Genomic DNA, 12,221 nt, shown 5'->3' on the forward strand with positions numbered 1-12,221 from the left:
GACGGCGCAGCGGCCCGCTTCGGGGGGCGGGTGCCTCCCCGCTCAGCCGAGACGCAGCGGGGTGTGCGCCTCGTCGACGCGCTCGTCCGGGCGGACGCGGCCCGGCGGGGTGCCGTCCCCGAACGGGCGCCCGCCGAGCGCCTCGCGCCCGTGCGGGCTCACCCATCCGGACAGGTCGGGGCCGGCGGGAACGATCCCTGTGGGGTTGATGTCCCGGTGGACCACGTAGTAGTGCGCCTTGATCTGCGCGAAGTCGACGGTGTCGCCGAACCCGGGCGTCTGGAACAGGTCACGCGCGTAGCCCCACAGCGCGGGCATCTCGCGCAGGGTGCTCCGGTTGCACTTGAAGTGCCCGTGGTAGACCGGGTCGAAGCGCACCAGGGTGGTGAACAGGCGCACGTCCGCCTCGGTGATGGTCTCGCCCACGAGGTAGCGCCGGTCGATGAGGCGCTCCTCGAGCCAGTCGAGCGCGGACCACAGCCGCTCGTACGCGCGGTCGTACGCCGCCTGCGACCCGGCGAAGCCGCACCGGTAGACGCCGTTGTTGACCTCGGTGAACACCCGCCGGTTGACGGCGTCGATCTCCTCGCGGTGCTCCTCCGGGTACAGGTCCGGGGCGCCGGGGCGGTGGTAGGCGCGCCACTCGGTCGAGAGGTCGAGGGTGATCTGCGCGTAGTCGTTGGTTACCACCTGCCCCGTGGGCACGTCGACGATCGCCGGCACGGTGATGCCCCGCGGGTAGTCGGGGAAGCGCGCGAAGTACGCGTCCTGGAGCCGCTCGATCCCGAGCACGGGGTCGCGGCCGCCCGGGTCGAGGTCGAACGTCCAGGACCGCTCGTCGTGCGTGGGACCGGGGAAGCCGATCGACAGGGCATCCTCCAGCCCGAGCAGCCGGCGCACGATGATGGTGCGGTTGGCCCACGGGCAGGCGCGCGCCGCGATGAGGCGGTAGCGCCCCGCCTGGACGGGGTACCCGTCCCGCCCGTCGGCGGTGATGCGCGTGGTGATGTAGTTCGTGTCGCGGGTGAACTTCTTGCCCGCGGAGGTGTAGACCCCGCCCGTGGCGTGCTCGGGCTGCTCGGGCTGCTCGGCCCGCTCGGTGTCGTCGCTCGTGCTCACCTGTCCACGGTAGACCTCACGCCACGGGCGGCCCTCTCCGGCGACGCCCGCCCGACGCCGGACCCTCCCGGGTTCCGCGCCGGAGCCGCACCGGGATGCCCTAGGTTCGCGTGAGGTGGTCCGCCGGGACGACCGGGGAGGGATCCGCCGTGGGCTCGTACCAGTTCTTCGTCACCCCGGAGCACGACGGCAGGGGCGCGCCGACGGGCAGTCGCCAGGGGCTCTGGCGGCACGACCTCACGACCGGCCGGACGGCGTGCCTCACGGTCGGCGGCTGGGCCGAGCGCGCCCCGGAGGGGGACCGCGAGCCGGTGACCGCCGACGAGGCGGCGCGGCTCATCGACGTGCTGCAGGCCCGGTGGGCCCGGCCGACCCGCGGCGCGTTCCGCGTTCCGCCGACCCGGCTCGACGCGCCCCCGATCGAGGCCGCTCCTCGGGCGTCGTCCTGGGCGCCGGAGGAGGACCCGACGGGCACGTACCGGTACTTCGTGCGGCAGCAGCGGGACGGCGACGGGGCCCCCGTCGGCTACACCCAGGAGCTCTTCCGGCGGGAGGCGAGGACCGGTGCCCTCCACTGGCTCGGCGCCTCCGGGTGGAGCCCGGCCCAGCCCAGCGGCGACCTCGAGCCCCTCACCTACGGCGAGGCGCTGGACATGCTCGAGGACGTGCGCAGCATGCGGACGGTCGCCCCGCTGCCCTCCACCGCCCTCGACGCGCCGGTGCGTGCCCCCGAAGGGGCCGGCCGCGGGGCCCGGGGCCGCCGCCGGTGGTGGCACCGCAGGTGAGCGCGCTCCGGCGGCCGGGCAGCACCGCCTGATCGCACCGGTACCCTCGGCCGGCCCTCCGGCCGGGGGTGCGGCTCAGGCCCGGCCGGGCCGCGGCCGGACGCCGTCGGCGACGGAGTACACCTCGGTCCCCGAGATGAACACCTGCTCGGCCCGGGAGAAGACGTCGAGCGGGTCGCCCGACCACACGACGACGTCGCCGTCGAGCCCCTCCCGCAGGGCGCCGACGCGCTCGCCCAGGCCGAGGAACGACGCCGGGTTGACCGTGAGGGCCTGAAGGGCGACGTCACGGTCGAGCCCGTCCTTGACGGCGAGCGACGCCTGGTGGACGAGGAAGTTGATCGGTACGACCGGGTGGTCGGTGGTGATCGCCACCCGCACCCCGGCCTCGGCGAGGCGCACGAGGTTGACGATCGCGCGGTCGCGGAGCTCGACCTTGGACCGGGTGGTGAACATCGGCCCGAAGATCACCGGGATGTCCTTCTCGGCGAGCAGGTCGGCGAGCTTGGCGCCCTCGGTGCCGTGGTTGATGACCAGGCGGTAGCCGAACTCCTCGGCCAGGCGGATCGCGGTGGCGATGTCGTCGTGGCGGTGGGTGTGCTGGTCCCAGACGAGCTCGCCGTCGAGCACCCGGGCGAGGGTCTCCAGGCCGAGGTCCCGCTCGAAGGGCTTGCCCTCGCTCAGGGCCTGGGTGCGCCGCGCGGCGTAGTTCTGCGCGGCCACGAACGCGGCGCGGATGACGTGGGCGACGCCGAGCCGGGTGGAGGGCGCCTGCTTCTTGTCCCCGTACACCCGCTTGGGGTTCTCACCCAGGGCGGACTTCACGGACACCGCCTCGGCGATCACCTGCTCGTCGACGGTGCGCCCGCCCCAGGTCTTGATGGCGACCGTCTGACCGCCGATGGGGTTCCCCGAGCCCGGCTTGACGACGGCGGAGGTCACGCCCCCCTCGAGGGCGTCGCGGAAGCCGACGTCGTCGATGTTGATGCCGTCGATCGCCCGCAGCGCCGCCCCGTTGGGGTCGGTCATCTCGTTGGTGTCGTTGCCGGCCCAGCCCTCGCCCTCCTCGTGGACGCCCATGTGGGCGTGCGCCTCGACGAAGCCCGGGAGGACCCACTTCCCGGCGGCGTCCACCCGGCGGGCGTCGTCGGGGATCTCCACGTCGGCCCCGACCGCGGCGATGACGCCGTCGACGACGAGGACGGTGCCGCCGTCGATCGGCTCACCGGCGACCGGGACGACGTAGCCCCCGGTGATCGCGACGGTGCCGCCGGGACGGCGCTGGACGGTGCTGGGCGTGGCAGTGGTCATGTCCCAGTCGTACCACTGGGTGTGCCTGGCGCGCCGCTCGAGGCTAGTGCTGGCACGCTGAGCACGTCGGCGCATGGGCGTCGAGAACGTGGGAGGGGACCGGAATGACCGAGCAGGAGCCCGCGGGCCGCACGGCACGCTTCGGGCGCTCGCGCCGCAGCGAGGGCACGACGACGGCGACGACACCGGGCAAGCGCGGTGAGCAGGGCGCGCAGAGCCGGGTCTCCTGGGTCGGGTTGGCCGTCGCCGCGGTGCTGGCGGCCTGGCAGATCATCTACTCGATCACGCTGCAGACGACGGCCGAGGCGAACCGGGACGTCTACACCTCCGTCTCGCTCTTCGTGAGCCTCATCCTCGCCGTCGGCGCCGCCGTCCTCGGCACGGTGGCGCTGAGCCAGCGCCACCTCCCGCGCTGGCCCGCCGTCGCCGCGGTGGCGATCGGCGTGTACGTCTTCCTCGTCTGTGTCGCCTCGTGGATCGGCGGCCTCATGGCGTCGCCGGTCTGACCGACCGGTCCGGGGCGGCACGGTCTGACCGTGTCGCCGGCCTGACCGACCGGTCCGGGGCGGCCCGCTACGGGATCGGCCAGGTGTGGACCGGCTCGTTGGCCTGCATCCCCTGGGTGTACTCGGCGAGCATGGTGCGCAGTGCCTCGGGGCGCCGCATGCCGCGACCCTCGAGCGCGCGCACGGTGGCCGCCTGCCACGACGCCCCGTTGCGCCCGAGCCGGGCCCGCGCCTCGAGGATGTCGAGGTAGCGGTCCGCGATCGGCGCGGGGATGCCCAGGCGCTCCAGCCCCCGCGCGGCCATCGGCAGCAGGCGGCGGAGGATGAGCTCGTCCGCCGGCACCTCGCCGACCTTGGGCCAGTACAGGCGCGCGTCGATGCCGTCCCGGGCGCCGGCCTCGAAGTTCTCCCGCGCGGCGTCGAACGACATGCGGGTCCAGATCGGCCGCTCGTCCTGGGCCAGCTCGGAGACGACACCGAAGAAGAAGGCCGCGTTCGCCATGGTGTCGACCACGGTCGGCCCGGCGGGCAGGACCCGGTTCTCCACGCGCAGGTGCGGGGAGCCGTCCTGGACGTCGTAGATCGGCCGGTTCCAGCGGTAGATGGTGCCGTTGTGCAGGCGCAGCTCGGCCAGGCTCGGGGTCCCGCCGGCGGCGAACACCTCGGCCGGGTCCTCGTCACTGGTCTGCGGCAGGAGCGTGGGGAAGTAGCGGACGTTCTCCTCGAAGAGGTCGAAGATCGACGTCACCCAGCGGTCACCGAAGTGGACGAGCGGGCGCACCCCCTGGTTGCGGAGTTCCGGCGGGCGGATGTCGGTGGACTGGAGGAAGACCTCGGTGCGGGTCTCCGCGAGGAGCTGGTGCCCGAAGAGGAAGGGCGAGTTGGCGCCGAGCGCCAGCTGGGGGCCGGCGATGGCCTCGGCGGCGTTCCAGTAGTGGGCGAACATGGCGGGGCTCACCTGGAGGTGCAGCTGCGTGGACGTGCACGCCGCCTCGGCGGCGATGGAGTCCATCGTCATCTGCAGGGGCTCGGGGCCGCCGATGTCGAGGACGATGTCCTCCCGGCGCGAGCCCATGACGGCGTCGTCGAGGGCCCGGTACCGCGCGCTGTCGGTGAGCCAGGCGCGGCCCTCGGCCGGCGGCCACAACGTGGGCAGGATGCCGATCATGACGATGTCGGCGCCGGCCTCGCGGGCACGGTCCCGGGCGCGGTTGAGGTTCTCCCGCAGGGACTCCTCGAAGTGGACGAGGGACGCGCCGTCCATCTGCCGCGGCTCGACGTTGAGCTCGATGGTGAACAGGCCCAGCTCGGTCTGGTAGAGCGGGTCGTCGATGCGCTGGAGGATCTCGGCGTTGCCGAAGTGGGGGCGCAGGTCGGCGTCGACGAGGTTGAGCTCGATCTCCAGCCCGGTGCGCCACTCGTGCTCGTCGAAGGAGCCGGCCTCGAGCATCGCCTCGAGCGTGTCGAGGCACCGGCGGACGGCCTGCCGGTAGCGCGTGTGGTCGGCACGGGTGAACTCCCGCGACCGGATCTCCTCACCCATCGCACCTCCTGCGTCACGGTCCAGCGGCGAATGACTGAGGGAACCACATCTCGCTGCGCCGGTCAGCCGATCACGTGCCGCGTGGCGACGCGCCCGGGGCGCCACAATAGGTCCGATGAGCCCAGAGCCCGACGCCGCCCCGCCCGGCCCCGACGCGCCCGGTTCCCACGCGGCCGGCTCGCACGCGCCCGACCCGGTCGGCTCTGACGCGCCCGACGCCGCCGGCACCGGGCGCGAGCGGCAGCCTTTGCTGCCGTGGTGGCACGAGCTGACGCCCACGACGCGCAAGGCCGTGCGGGCCGGCGTGGTCCTGCTCGTCACCCTGGTCATCGCCGCGGGCTACGGCGTGCTCACCGCCTCCACCCGGTCCTCGCTGGGGCCTCACGAGGCGGACTACTCGGTGACGCTCAGCGGTGACGTCGCCATCGACCTCGGCCCGCTCGGGTCGGTGATCCTGGAGTCGCCGGTGCGGCCGCTGGGGGTCGACGTCGTCGTCCACGAGATCCCCGCCGAGCTCACGGCCGTGGCCGCCAACCCCGTCACCGGGCTCGCCGGCGACCTCGCGGCGTACGTCCAGTTCTTCTCCGCCCCGGATGCGGCGATCTCGAGTGCCGTCGACGGCCTGGTCGGGGATGCCCTGGGCCGCACAGTGATCGCGTGGTCGGCCCTGCTCCTGCTCATCGCGGCGGCGCGGTTCGCCTCGCGCGGCCTGTTGCGCACGGAGGTCGCCCAGGCGCTGAGGCGGCCGGGCGTCGCGGCCCTTGTCGTCGTCCTCGTCGTGGGCCTGGGGATGGCCACCGCCGTCGACCTCGCCGGGGACGAGCGGGCACCCGGTCAGCGGGTGGAGGCGTTCGCGGACACGCCCCTCGAGGAGGTGCGGATCACCGGCCGCCTCGGCTCGCTCGTCGACACCTACGGCAGCTACGTCGTCGAGGCGTACCGCGAGAACGAGGAGTTCTACGCCCAGGTGCAGGACAACCTCGCGGCCGCGTACGAGGACGATCCCGCGCCCCGCGCGCCCGACCCCTCGGCGACACCGCTGGCCGTGGCCACCGGCGACGCCACCCCGTCCGCGACGGCCGGCCCGGAGACGCCGTCGGAGACGCCAGCGGGCTCGCCGTCTGCGACCGAGGGCGCGTCCGGGACGCCGTCTGCGACCGTGGGCGCGTCCGGGACGCCGGCGGGGTCGCCGTCGGGGACGCCGACGGAAGGGGCCTCCGAGACCCCGTCCGAGCCGGAGGTCGAGCCCGAGCCCGTGACCTTCGTCGTCGTCTCCGACCTGCACTGCAACGTGGGGATGGCGCCGGTCGTCGGCGCGCTCGTCGACCTCGCGGGCGCCGACGCCCTGCTCGACGCCGGCGACACCGTGATGAGCGGGACGAGCGTGGAGTCCTACTGCGTCAACGCCTTCGCCCAGGCGTTGCCGGACGGCGTGCAGGCGGTCGTCGCCCCGGGCAACCACGACAGCGTCCAGACCGCCGAGCAGTTCCGCGACGCCGGGTACACCGTCCTCGACGGGCGAGTCGTCGACGTCGCGGGCGTCCGGATCCTCGGGGACACCGACCCCACCCTCACGGCCGTCGGTTCGGGCACGCAGCCCGAGCGTGAGGAGACCGTGCCGGAGATGGGGCTGCGCCTGGCGGCGACGGCCTGCGAGGCCGCCGACGACGGCGACACCATCGACCTCCTGCTCGTCCACAACCCCCGCGCGGCCATGCCGGCGCTCGAGGAGGGCTGCGCCCCGCTCGCGCTGTCGGGCCACTGGCACCGGCGCGAGGGGCCCGAGCCGTACGGGCGCGGCGTGCGGTACGTGTCGTCGAGCTCGGCGGGGGCGGTGAGCGGTGGGGCGACCATCGGTCCGCTCAACGGCGAGGCGGCGCTCACCGTCCTGCGGGTGGACGCGGTGACCGGGCGGGCGATGGACTACCGCCTCGTCACCGTCGCGCCCGACGCCTCGGTCAGCCTCGGGCCGTGGACGGCTCTCCCGGAGGCCGAGGCCGAGGTCGAGGCCGAGGCCGCCGACGGCGGCAGCGGTGATGGTGGCAGCGGTGACGGCGGCGGTGGTAGCGGTGCCGAGAGCCCGGCGGCCACGCCGTCCGAAGGCTGAACCTTCAACCACAACGGTCCCGGGGCGCGCATACTGTGCGGGTTCGGCACGAGAGGGGAGACGACGTGAGCGTCAAGCACGAGCAGTCCCGCGCCCAGCACGACGGCGGGGCGCCTCGCTCCGGGCCGAGCCGGTCGCAGGGTGAGATCGTCGATCTTGACGACGACCTCGACGACGACCTCGACGACGACCTCGCAGATCTCGACCCGGCCCGCCCGAGCGAGCACCAGCTCGCCGGGGGCGCCCCGCGCGGGCTGGCCTGGCTGCTCACCATCGGCGGTGCGATCGGGGTATGGGCCTCGGTGATGCTCGTCCTCTCCGAGCGCGCGATCCTCGCCGACCCGAACGCGAGCCTCGCCTGCAACCTCAACCCGCTCATCGGCTGTGGGGAGTTCATCACCAGCTGGCAGGCCGCGGCGCTGGGCGTGCCCAACGCCCTCCTGGGCACGATCGCCTTCACCTTCCTCACGGCGACCGGCGTCGTGCTGCTCGCCGGCGCCCGACTGCCGCGCTGGTACTGGGTCGCGCTCATGGCCGGCACCGTCGCCGCGGCCGGGGCGATCACCTGGTTCCAGTACCAGAGCATGGCCTCGCTCGGCGGACTGTGCCCCTACTGCATGGTGGTCTGGGCGGTGACCATCCCCGTCGTCGTCAACGTCCTGGCCCGGGGCGTCCAGGCGGGGCACGTCCCCGCGCCCGAGGGGCTGCGCCGCTTCCTCGTGCAGGAGCGGTGGCTCATCGTCACGGCCTGGTATCTCGTGCTGGTCGCGACCATCGTCGTCGTCTTCTGGGACAAGTGGTCGCTCGTCTTCTGACGGCCCGTTCTCTCGCCCGCTCGTTCCCACCACACCCGAGCGCGGCGGTACCGGTGCCGGGCGCTGCCGGACGTGCATGACCGCCCGGCCACGCCTACGGTTTCGGTGTGCCGAACTTTTCTCTTCGGGCGGCCGGCGCTGTGGCCGCCCTCGCCGTCGTCGCCCTGGGCGGGTGCACCGCGCCGGCCGCCGATGCCGCGCCCGAGCCCGAGGACCCGCGTCCGCTCGTGCTCACCACGTTCACGGTGCTCGCCGACATGGCGGGCGTCGTCGGCGGGGACGCCGTCCGCGTGGAGTCGATCACGCGGCCGGGCGTGGAGGTGCACGGCTACGAGCCCACGCCCGAGGACCTGCGGCGCGCCCAGGGGGCGGCGCTGGTCCTCGACAACGGGCTGGGCCTCGAGGCGTGGGCGGACGACCTCATCGAGCGCACCGGGGCTCCCCGGGTCGTGCTCACCGAGGGCATCGAGCCCATCGCCATCGGCAGCGGGGCGTCGGAGGGCGAGGCCAACCCCCACGCGTGGATGTCGCCGCGGGCGGGCCAGGAGTACGTACGCGCCATCGCGGACGCGCTCGCCGAGCTCGTGCCCCATGAGGCGGAGGGCGTGCGCGCCCGCGCCGCGGACTACAGCGCCGAGCTCGGTGCCGTCCACGACCGCCTCGTCACGGAGGTCGCGCGCCTGCCCGAGTCCGCCCGCGTGCTCGTCACCTGCGAGGGCGCGTTCGCCTACCTCGCCCGCGACGCCGGGCTGCGGGAGGCCTACCTCTGGCCGGTCAACAGCGACGGCGAGACGTCGGCCCGGCAGGTCGCGCGCACCATCGTCACCGTCCGGGAGAACGACGTGCCCGCCGTTTTCTGCGAGTCCACCGTCGACGACCGGATGCAGCGCCAGGTCGCCGACGAGTCCGGCGCCGTCGTCGGCGGCACCCTCTACGTCGACTCCCTCTCCGAGCCCGACGGTCCGGTCCCGACCTACCTCGACCTCCTCCGGCACGACGTCGACACCATCGTCGCCGGGCTCTCGGGAGCGAGCGCATGAGCGCCGCCGGCCCCGTCCTCGAGGTGGAGGACCTCGTCGTGCGCTACGGCGACGTCGTCGCCCTCGACGGCGCCACCCTGCGCCTCGACGCCGGGCGGATCTGCGGGCTCGTCGGCGTCAACGGCTCCGGCAAGTCGACGTTGCTCAAGGCCATCATGGGCACGGTCCGCGCCGGCTCGGGGCGCGTGCGCCTGCTCGGCGCCACGCCCGAGCAGGCGCGCCGGCGGGCGGCCGTGGCGTGGGTCCCGCAGAGCGAGGACGTCGACTGGGCGTTCCCGGTGAGCGTCCGCGACGTCGTCATGACGGGACGCTACGGGCACCTCGGCCTCGCGCGGCGGCCGCGCCGCGCCGACCACGACGCTGTCGACCGCGCGCTCGCCGCCCTGCGCCTCGAGGGCCTCGCCGGCCGCCAGATCGGGGAGCTGTCCGGCGGGCAGCGCAAGCGCGTCTTCGTCGCCCGGGCCCTCGCCCAGGAGGCCCGCCTCCTGCTCCTCGACGAGCCCTTCGCCGGGGTGGACGCCGCCAGCCAGGCGACGATCACCCGCCTGCTCCGCGACCTCGCGGCGCAGGGGACGACCGCGCTCGTCGCGACCCACGACCTCGCCGGCCTGCGCACCCTGTGCGACGAGGCCGTCCTGCTCTACCGCCGCGTGCTGGCGCACGCCGCACCGGAGGAGGTGCTGCGCCCCGAGATGCTCGCCCTCGCCTTCGGCGACGACGCCGCCACCGAGGCCGTCCCGCCCGCGCACGCAGCCTCGGACGCCGCCCCCGCACCCGTCCCCGCACCCGCCGCGCCGGCCGCCGCGCCCGCCGCGCCCGTCCCCGCGCCCGCCGAGGAGGCCTCATGAGCGCCGCGCTGGCCTGGATCACCGAGCCGCTCGCCTTCGAGTTTATGCAGCGGGCGCTCGCCGTCACACTGGTCGCCGCCGTCGCGTGCGCCGTCCTGTCCTGCTGGCTCGTCCTCATCGGCTGGTCGCTCATGGGGGACGCGGTCTCCCACGCCGTCCTGCCCGGGGTGGTCCTCGCCTACGTCGTCGGCCTGCCCTTCGCCGTCGGGGCGCTCGTCTTCGGGGTGGGCGCCGTCGCCCTCATCGGGACGGTCCGCGAGTCCACGCGGGTCAAGGCCGACGCCGCCATCGGCGTCGTGTTCACCACGCTCTTCGCGCTGGGGCTCGTGCTCGTCTCGGTGGTGCCGAGCCAGATCGACCTCAACCACATCCTCTTCGGCAACGTCCTCGGGGTGACCGACGCCGAGCTGTGGCAGGTCCTCGTCCTCGGCGTCCTCGCCGTCGTGATCGCGCTCGTCAAGCGGCGGGACCTCACGCTGCACGCCTTCGACCCCACCCACGCCCACGCCGTCGGGCTCAACCCGCGGCGGCTGTCCGCGCTGCTCCTCGGCCTGCTCGCGGTGACCAGCGTGGTGGGCCTGCAGGCCGTGGGCGTGGTCCTCGTCGTCGCGATGCTCATCATCCCCGGGGCCACGGCGACGCTGCTCACGCGGCGGTTCAGCCGCATGCTCGTCATCGCGCCGGTGACCGCGGCGGTCTGCGCGGTGGTGGGGATCTACGCGAGCTACTACCTCGACACCTCGGTCGGCGGGACGGTCGTCCTCGCGCAGGGCCTGGCGTTCACCGCCGCCTACGTCGTGACGATCCTCGCCCGGCGGCGCCGCACCGCGACCCGACCCGTGCGAGAGGCGGTGGCCGCGTGAGCGTCCCCAGCTCGAACGTCGCCCAGGACTACCTCAAGACGGTCTACACCGTGGGCGAGTGGGGTGACGCGCGGGTGACCGTCTCCGCCCTCGCGACGCGGATGGCGGTGTCCGCCTCGACGGCGTCCGAGACAGTGCGCCGGCTCGCCGAGGAGGGGCTCGTCCACCACGAGCGGTACGGCGGCATCACGCTCACCGAGGAGGGACGCCACGCGGCGCTGGCGATGGTCCGCCGGCACCGGCTGCTCGAGACGTGGCTCGTCGAGCAGCTCGGGTACGCCTGGGACGAGGTGCACGACGAGGCGGAGGTGCTCGAGCACGCGGTGTCCGACCTCCTGGTCGAACGCCTGGACGCCCTCCTCGGCCACCCGTTGCGCGACCCCCACGGCGACCCCATCCCGCGGGCCGACGGGACGGTCGAGGCGCCGGCCGGGGTGCCGCTGCACGACGTCGCGGAGGGGGAGGGCGGGCCGGTGGTGCGCCTGTCCGACGCCGAGCCGCAGGTGCTCCGGCTCCTCGCGGACGCCGGTCTCGTGCTCGACGTCCCGGTCCGGGTGGTGGAGCGGCGCGCCTTCGCGGGCACCACCGTCCTCTCCGTCGGGGGCCCGACGGCGGGGGACGGGCGGACGACGGTTGCCGGGCGGACGGCGGAGGCCGGGCGGACGGCGGAGGCCGGGCGGACGACGGTTGCCGGGCGGACCGTCGAGCTCGGCGACCCCGTCGTAGCGGCGGTCTGGGTCGGTCGCTGACCGGCCCGGCCCGTCAGTCGAGCTCGGCGGATCCCAGCTCGGCCGGGATGGTGGTGCCCAGGCCCGCGTCCCGCAGCGCGGCGCGCAGCCGCTCGGCCGCCGCGTCGAGGGCCTCGCCGGAGACGTCGGAGCGGGCGTTGGCGAAGCTCAGGGACGCCTCGTCCCAGGCCGGCAGGACGTGCAGGTGGAGGTGGGGCACCTCGAAGCCGGCGACGATGACCGCGGCCCGCGGTGCGTCCCACGCCCGCTGCTGAGCGCGGCCGATCCGCTTCGCCACGACGGAGAGGTGGCTCAGCAGCTCGTCGGGGGCGTCGGTGTACTGCTTGATCTCCTGGCGGGGGACCACCAGCACGTGCCCGTCGGTGATGGGAGCGATGGTGAGGAAGGCGACGCAGACGTCGTCGGCCCATACGAACCGGCCGGGGATGTCGCCGGCGATGATCTTCGTGAAGACGGTGCTCATGCCCTCATCTTCCCCGGGGCGCGTCCCCGGCGCGATCGGCCGCCGGCGACCGGGCGCGGTTGCGCCGTCAAC

12 protein-coding genes are annotated in these 12,221 nt (G+C 74.4%); 8 read left to right on the top strand and 4 right to left on the bottom strand.

What is annotated here, in order from left to right; translation table 11 throughout:
* Positions 1-42: 42 nt before the first annotated feature.
* Complete coding sequence (locus EBO36_RS04840) at positions 43-1,119, bottom strand: glutathione S-transferase family protein (RefSeq protein WP_122823612.1); 1,077 nt, start codon at positions 1,117-1,119, stop codon at positions 43-45.
* Between the two features lie 149 nt (positions 1,120-1,268).
* On the opposite strand from EBO36_RS04840, the gene EBO36_RS04845 reads away from it, so the two are divergent.
* Positions 1,269-1,904 carry a hypothetical protein gene (locus tag EBO36_RS04845; protein ID WP_122823613.1) on the top strand — a complete coding sequence of 212 codons (636 nt, stop codon included), beginning with the start codon at positions 1,269-1,271 and terminating at the stop codon, positions 1,902-1,904.
* Between the two features lie 75 nt (positions 1,905-1,979).
* On the opposite strand, the gene EBO36_RS04850 is transcribed toward EBO36_RS04845, so the two are convergent.
* Positions 1,980-3,215, bottom strand: coding sequence for an amidohydrolase (locus tag EBO36_RS04850; protein ID WP_122823614.1), 1,236 nt, complete (start codon positions 3,213-3,215; stop codon positions 1,980-1,982).
* A gap of 104 nt (positions 3,216-3,319) precedes the next feature.
* On the opposite strand from EBO36_RS04850, the gene EBO36_RS04855 reads away from it, so the two are divergent.
* Positions 3,320-3,721, top strand: a complete 402-nt coding sequence (locus EBO36_RS04855) for a hypothetical protein (RefSeq protein WP_122823615.1) — start codon at positions 3,320-3,322, stop codon at positions 3,719-3,721.
* Positions 3,722-3,788: 67 nt separating this feature from the next.
* Here EBO36_RS04855 and EBO36_RS04860 read toward each other — a convergent pair whose 3' ends face one another.
* On the bottom strand, positions 3,789-5,264 hold the full coding sequence (locus EBO36_RS04860) for a glutamate-cysteine ligase family protein (protein WP_122823616.1): 1,476 nt from the start codon (positions 5,262-5,264) through the stop codon (positions 3,789-3,791).
* 115 nt (positions 5,265-5,379) lie between these two features.
* Between EBO36_RS04860 and EBO36_RS04865 the strand changes: the two genes are divergently transcribed.
* From EBO36_RS04865 to EBO36_RS04890, 6 genes are all read left to right on the top strand, one after another.
* Entirely contained in the window at positions 5,380-7,371 is a 1,992-nt protein-coding gene (locus EBO36_RS04865; RefSeq protein ID WP_122823617.1) for a metallophosphoesterase family protein, read from the top strand.
* A 65-nt stretch (positions 7,372-7,436) separates the two neighbouring features.
* Positions 7,437-8,186, top strand: a complete 750-nt coding sequence (locus EBO36_RS04870; protein ID WP_122823618.1) for a vitamin K epoxide reductase family protein — start codon at positions 7,437-7,439, stop codon at positions 8,184-8,186.
* A gap of 107 nt (positions 8,187-8,293) precedes the next feature.
* A complete protein-coding gene (locus tag EBO36_RS04875) occupies positions 8,294-9,226 on the top strand; it encodes a metal ABC transporter substrate-binding protein (protein ID WP_122823619.1) in 933 nt (310 codons plus the stop codon).
* Positions 9,223-10,074 carry a metal ABC transporter ATP-binding protein gene (locus tag EBO36_RS04880; RefSeq protein ID WP_122823620.1) on the top strand — a complete coding sequence of 284 codons (852 nt, stop codon included), beginning with the start codon at positions 9,223-9,225 and terminating at the stop codon, positions 10,072-10,074. Before EBO36_RS04875 ends, EBO36_RS04880 begins: the two co-directional genes overlap by 4 nt.
* Positions 10,071-10,937 (top strand): metal ABC transporter permease, encoded by an 867-nt coding sequence (locus tag EBO36_RS04885; RefSeq protein WP_187695845.1) that lies wholly within the window; start codon positions 10,071-10,073, stop codon positions 10,935-10,937. Before EBO36_RS04880 ends, EBO36_RS04885 begins: the two co-directional genes overlap by 4 nt.
* A complete protein-coding gene (locus EBO36_RS04890; protein WP_122823621.1) occupies positions 10,934-11,686 on the top strand; it encodes a metal-dependent transcriptional regulator in 753 nt (250 codons plus the stop codon). Before EBO36_RS04885 ends, EBO36_RS04890 begins: the two co-directional genes overlap by 4 nt.
* 13 nt (positions 11,687-11,699) lie before the next feature.
* Here EBO36_RS04890 and EBO36_RS04895 read toward each other — a convergent pair whose 3' ends face one another.
* Positions 11,700-12,149, bottom strand: a complete 450-nt coding sequence (locus tag EBO36_RS04895; RefSeq protein ID WP_122823622.1) for an HIT family protein — start codon at positions 12,147-12,149, stop codon at positions 11,700-11,702.
* Between the last annotated feature and the right edge of the window lie 72 nt (positions 12,150-12,221).

The organism is Georgenia faecalis (genome assembly GCF_003710105.1).
In the GTDB taxonomy this organism is placed as follows: domain Bacteria; phylum Actinomycetota; class Actinomycetes; order Actinomycetales; family Actinomycetaceae; genus Georgenia_A; species Georgenia_A faecalis.

Excerpts from the sequence above, each read along its gene's own strand:
- EBO36_RS04895 (WP_122823622.1), bottom strand. The coding sequence starts at position 12,149 with ATGAGCACCGTCTTCACGAAGATCATCGCCGGCGACATCCCCGGCCGG.
- EBO36_RS04880 (WP_122823620.1), top strand. The coding sequence starts at position 9,223 with ATGAGCGCCGCCGGCCCCGTCCTCGAGGTGGAGGACCTCGTCGTGCGC.
- EBO36_RS04850 (WP_122823614.1), bottom strand. The coding sequence starts at position 3,215 with ATGACCACTGCCACGCCCAGCACCGTCCAGCGCCGTCCCGGCGGCACC.
- EBO36_RS04885 (WP_187695845.1), top strand. The coding sequence starts at position 10,071 with ATGAGCGCCGCGCTGGCCTGGATCACCGAGCCGCTCGCCTTCGAGTTT.
- EBO36_RS04860 (WP_122823616.1), bottom strand. The coding sequence starts at position 5,264 with ATGGGTGAGGAGATCCGGTCGCGGGAGTTCACCCGTGCCGACCACACG.
- EBO36_RS04855 (WP_122823615.1), top strand. The coding sequence starts at position 3,320 with ATGACCGAGCAGGAGCCCGCGGGCCGCACGGCACGCTTCGGGCGCTCG.
- EBO36_RS04865 (WP_122823617.1), top strand. The coding sequence starts at position 5,380 with ATGAGCCCAGAGCCCGACGCCGCCCCGCCCGGCCCCGACGCGCCCGGT.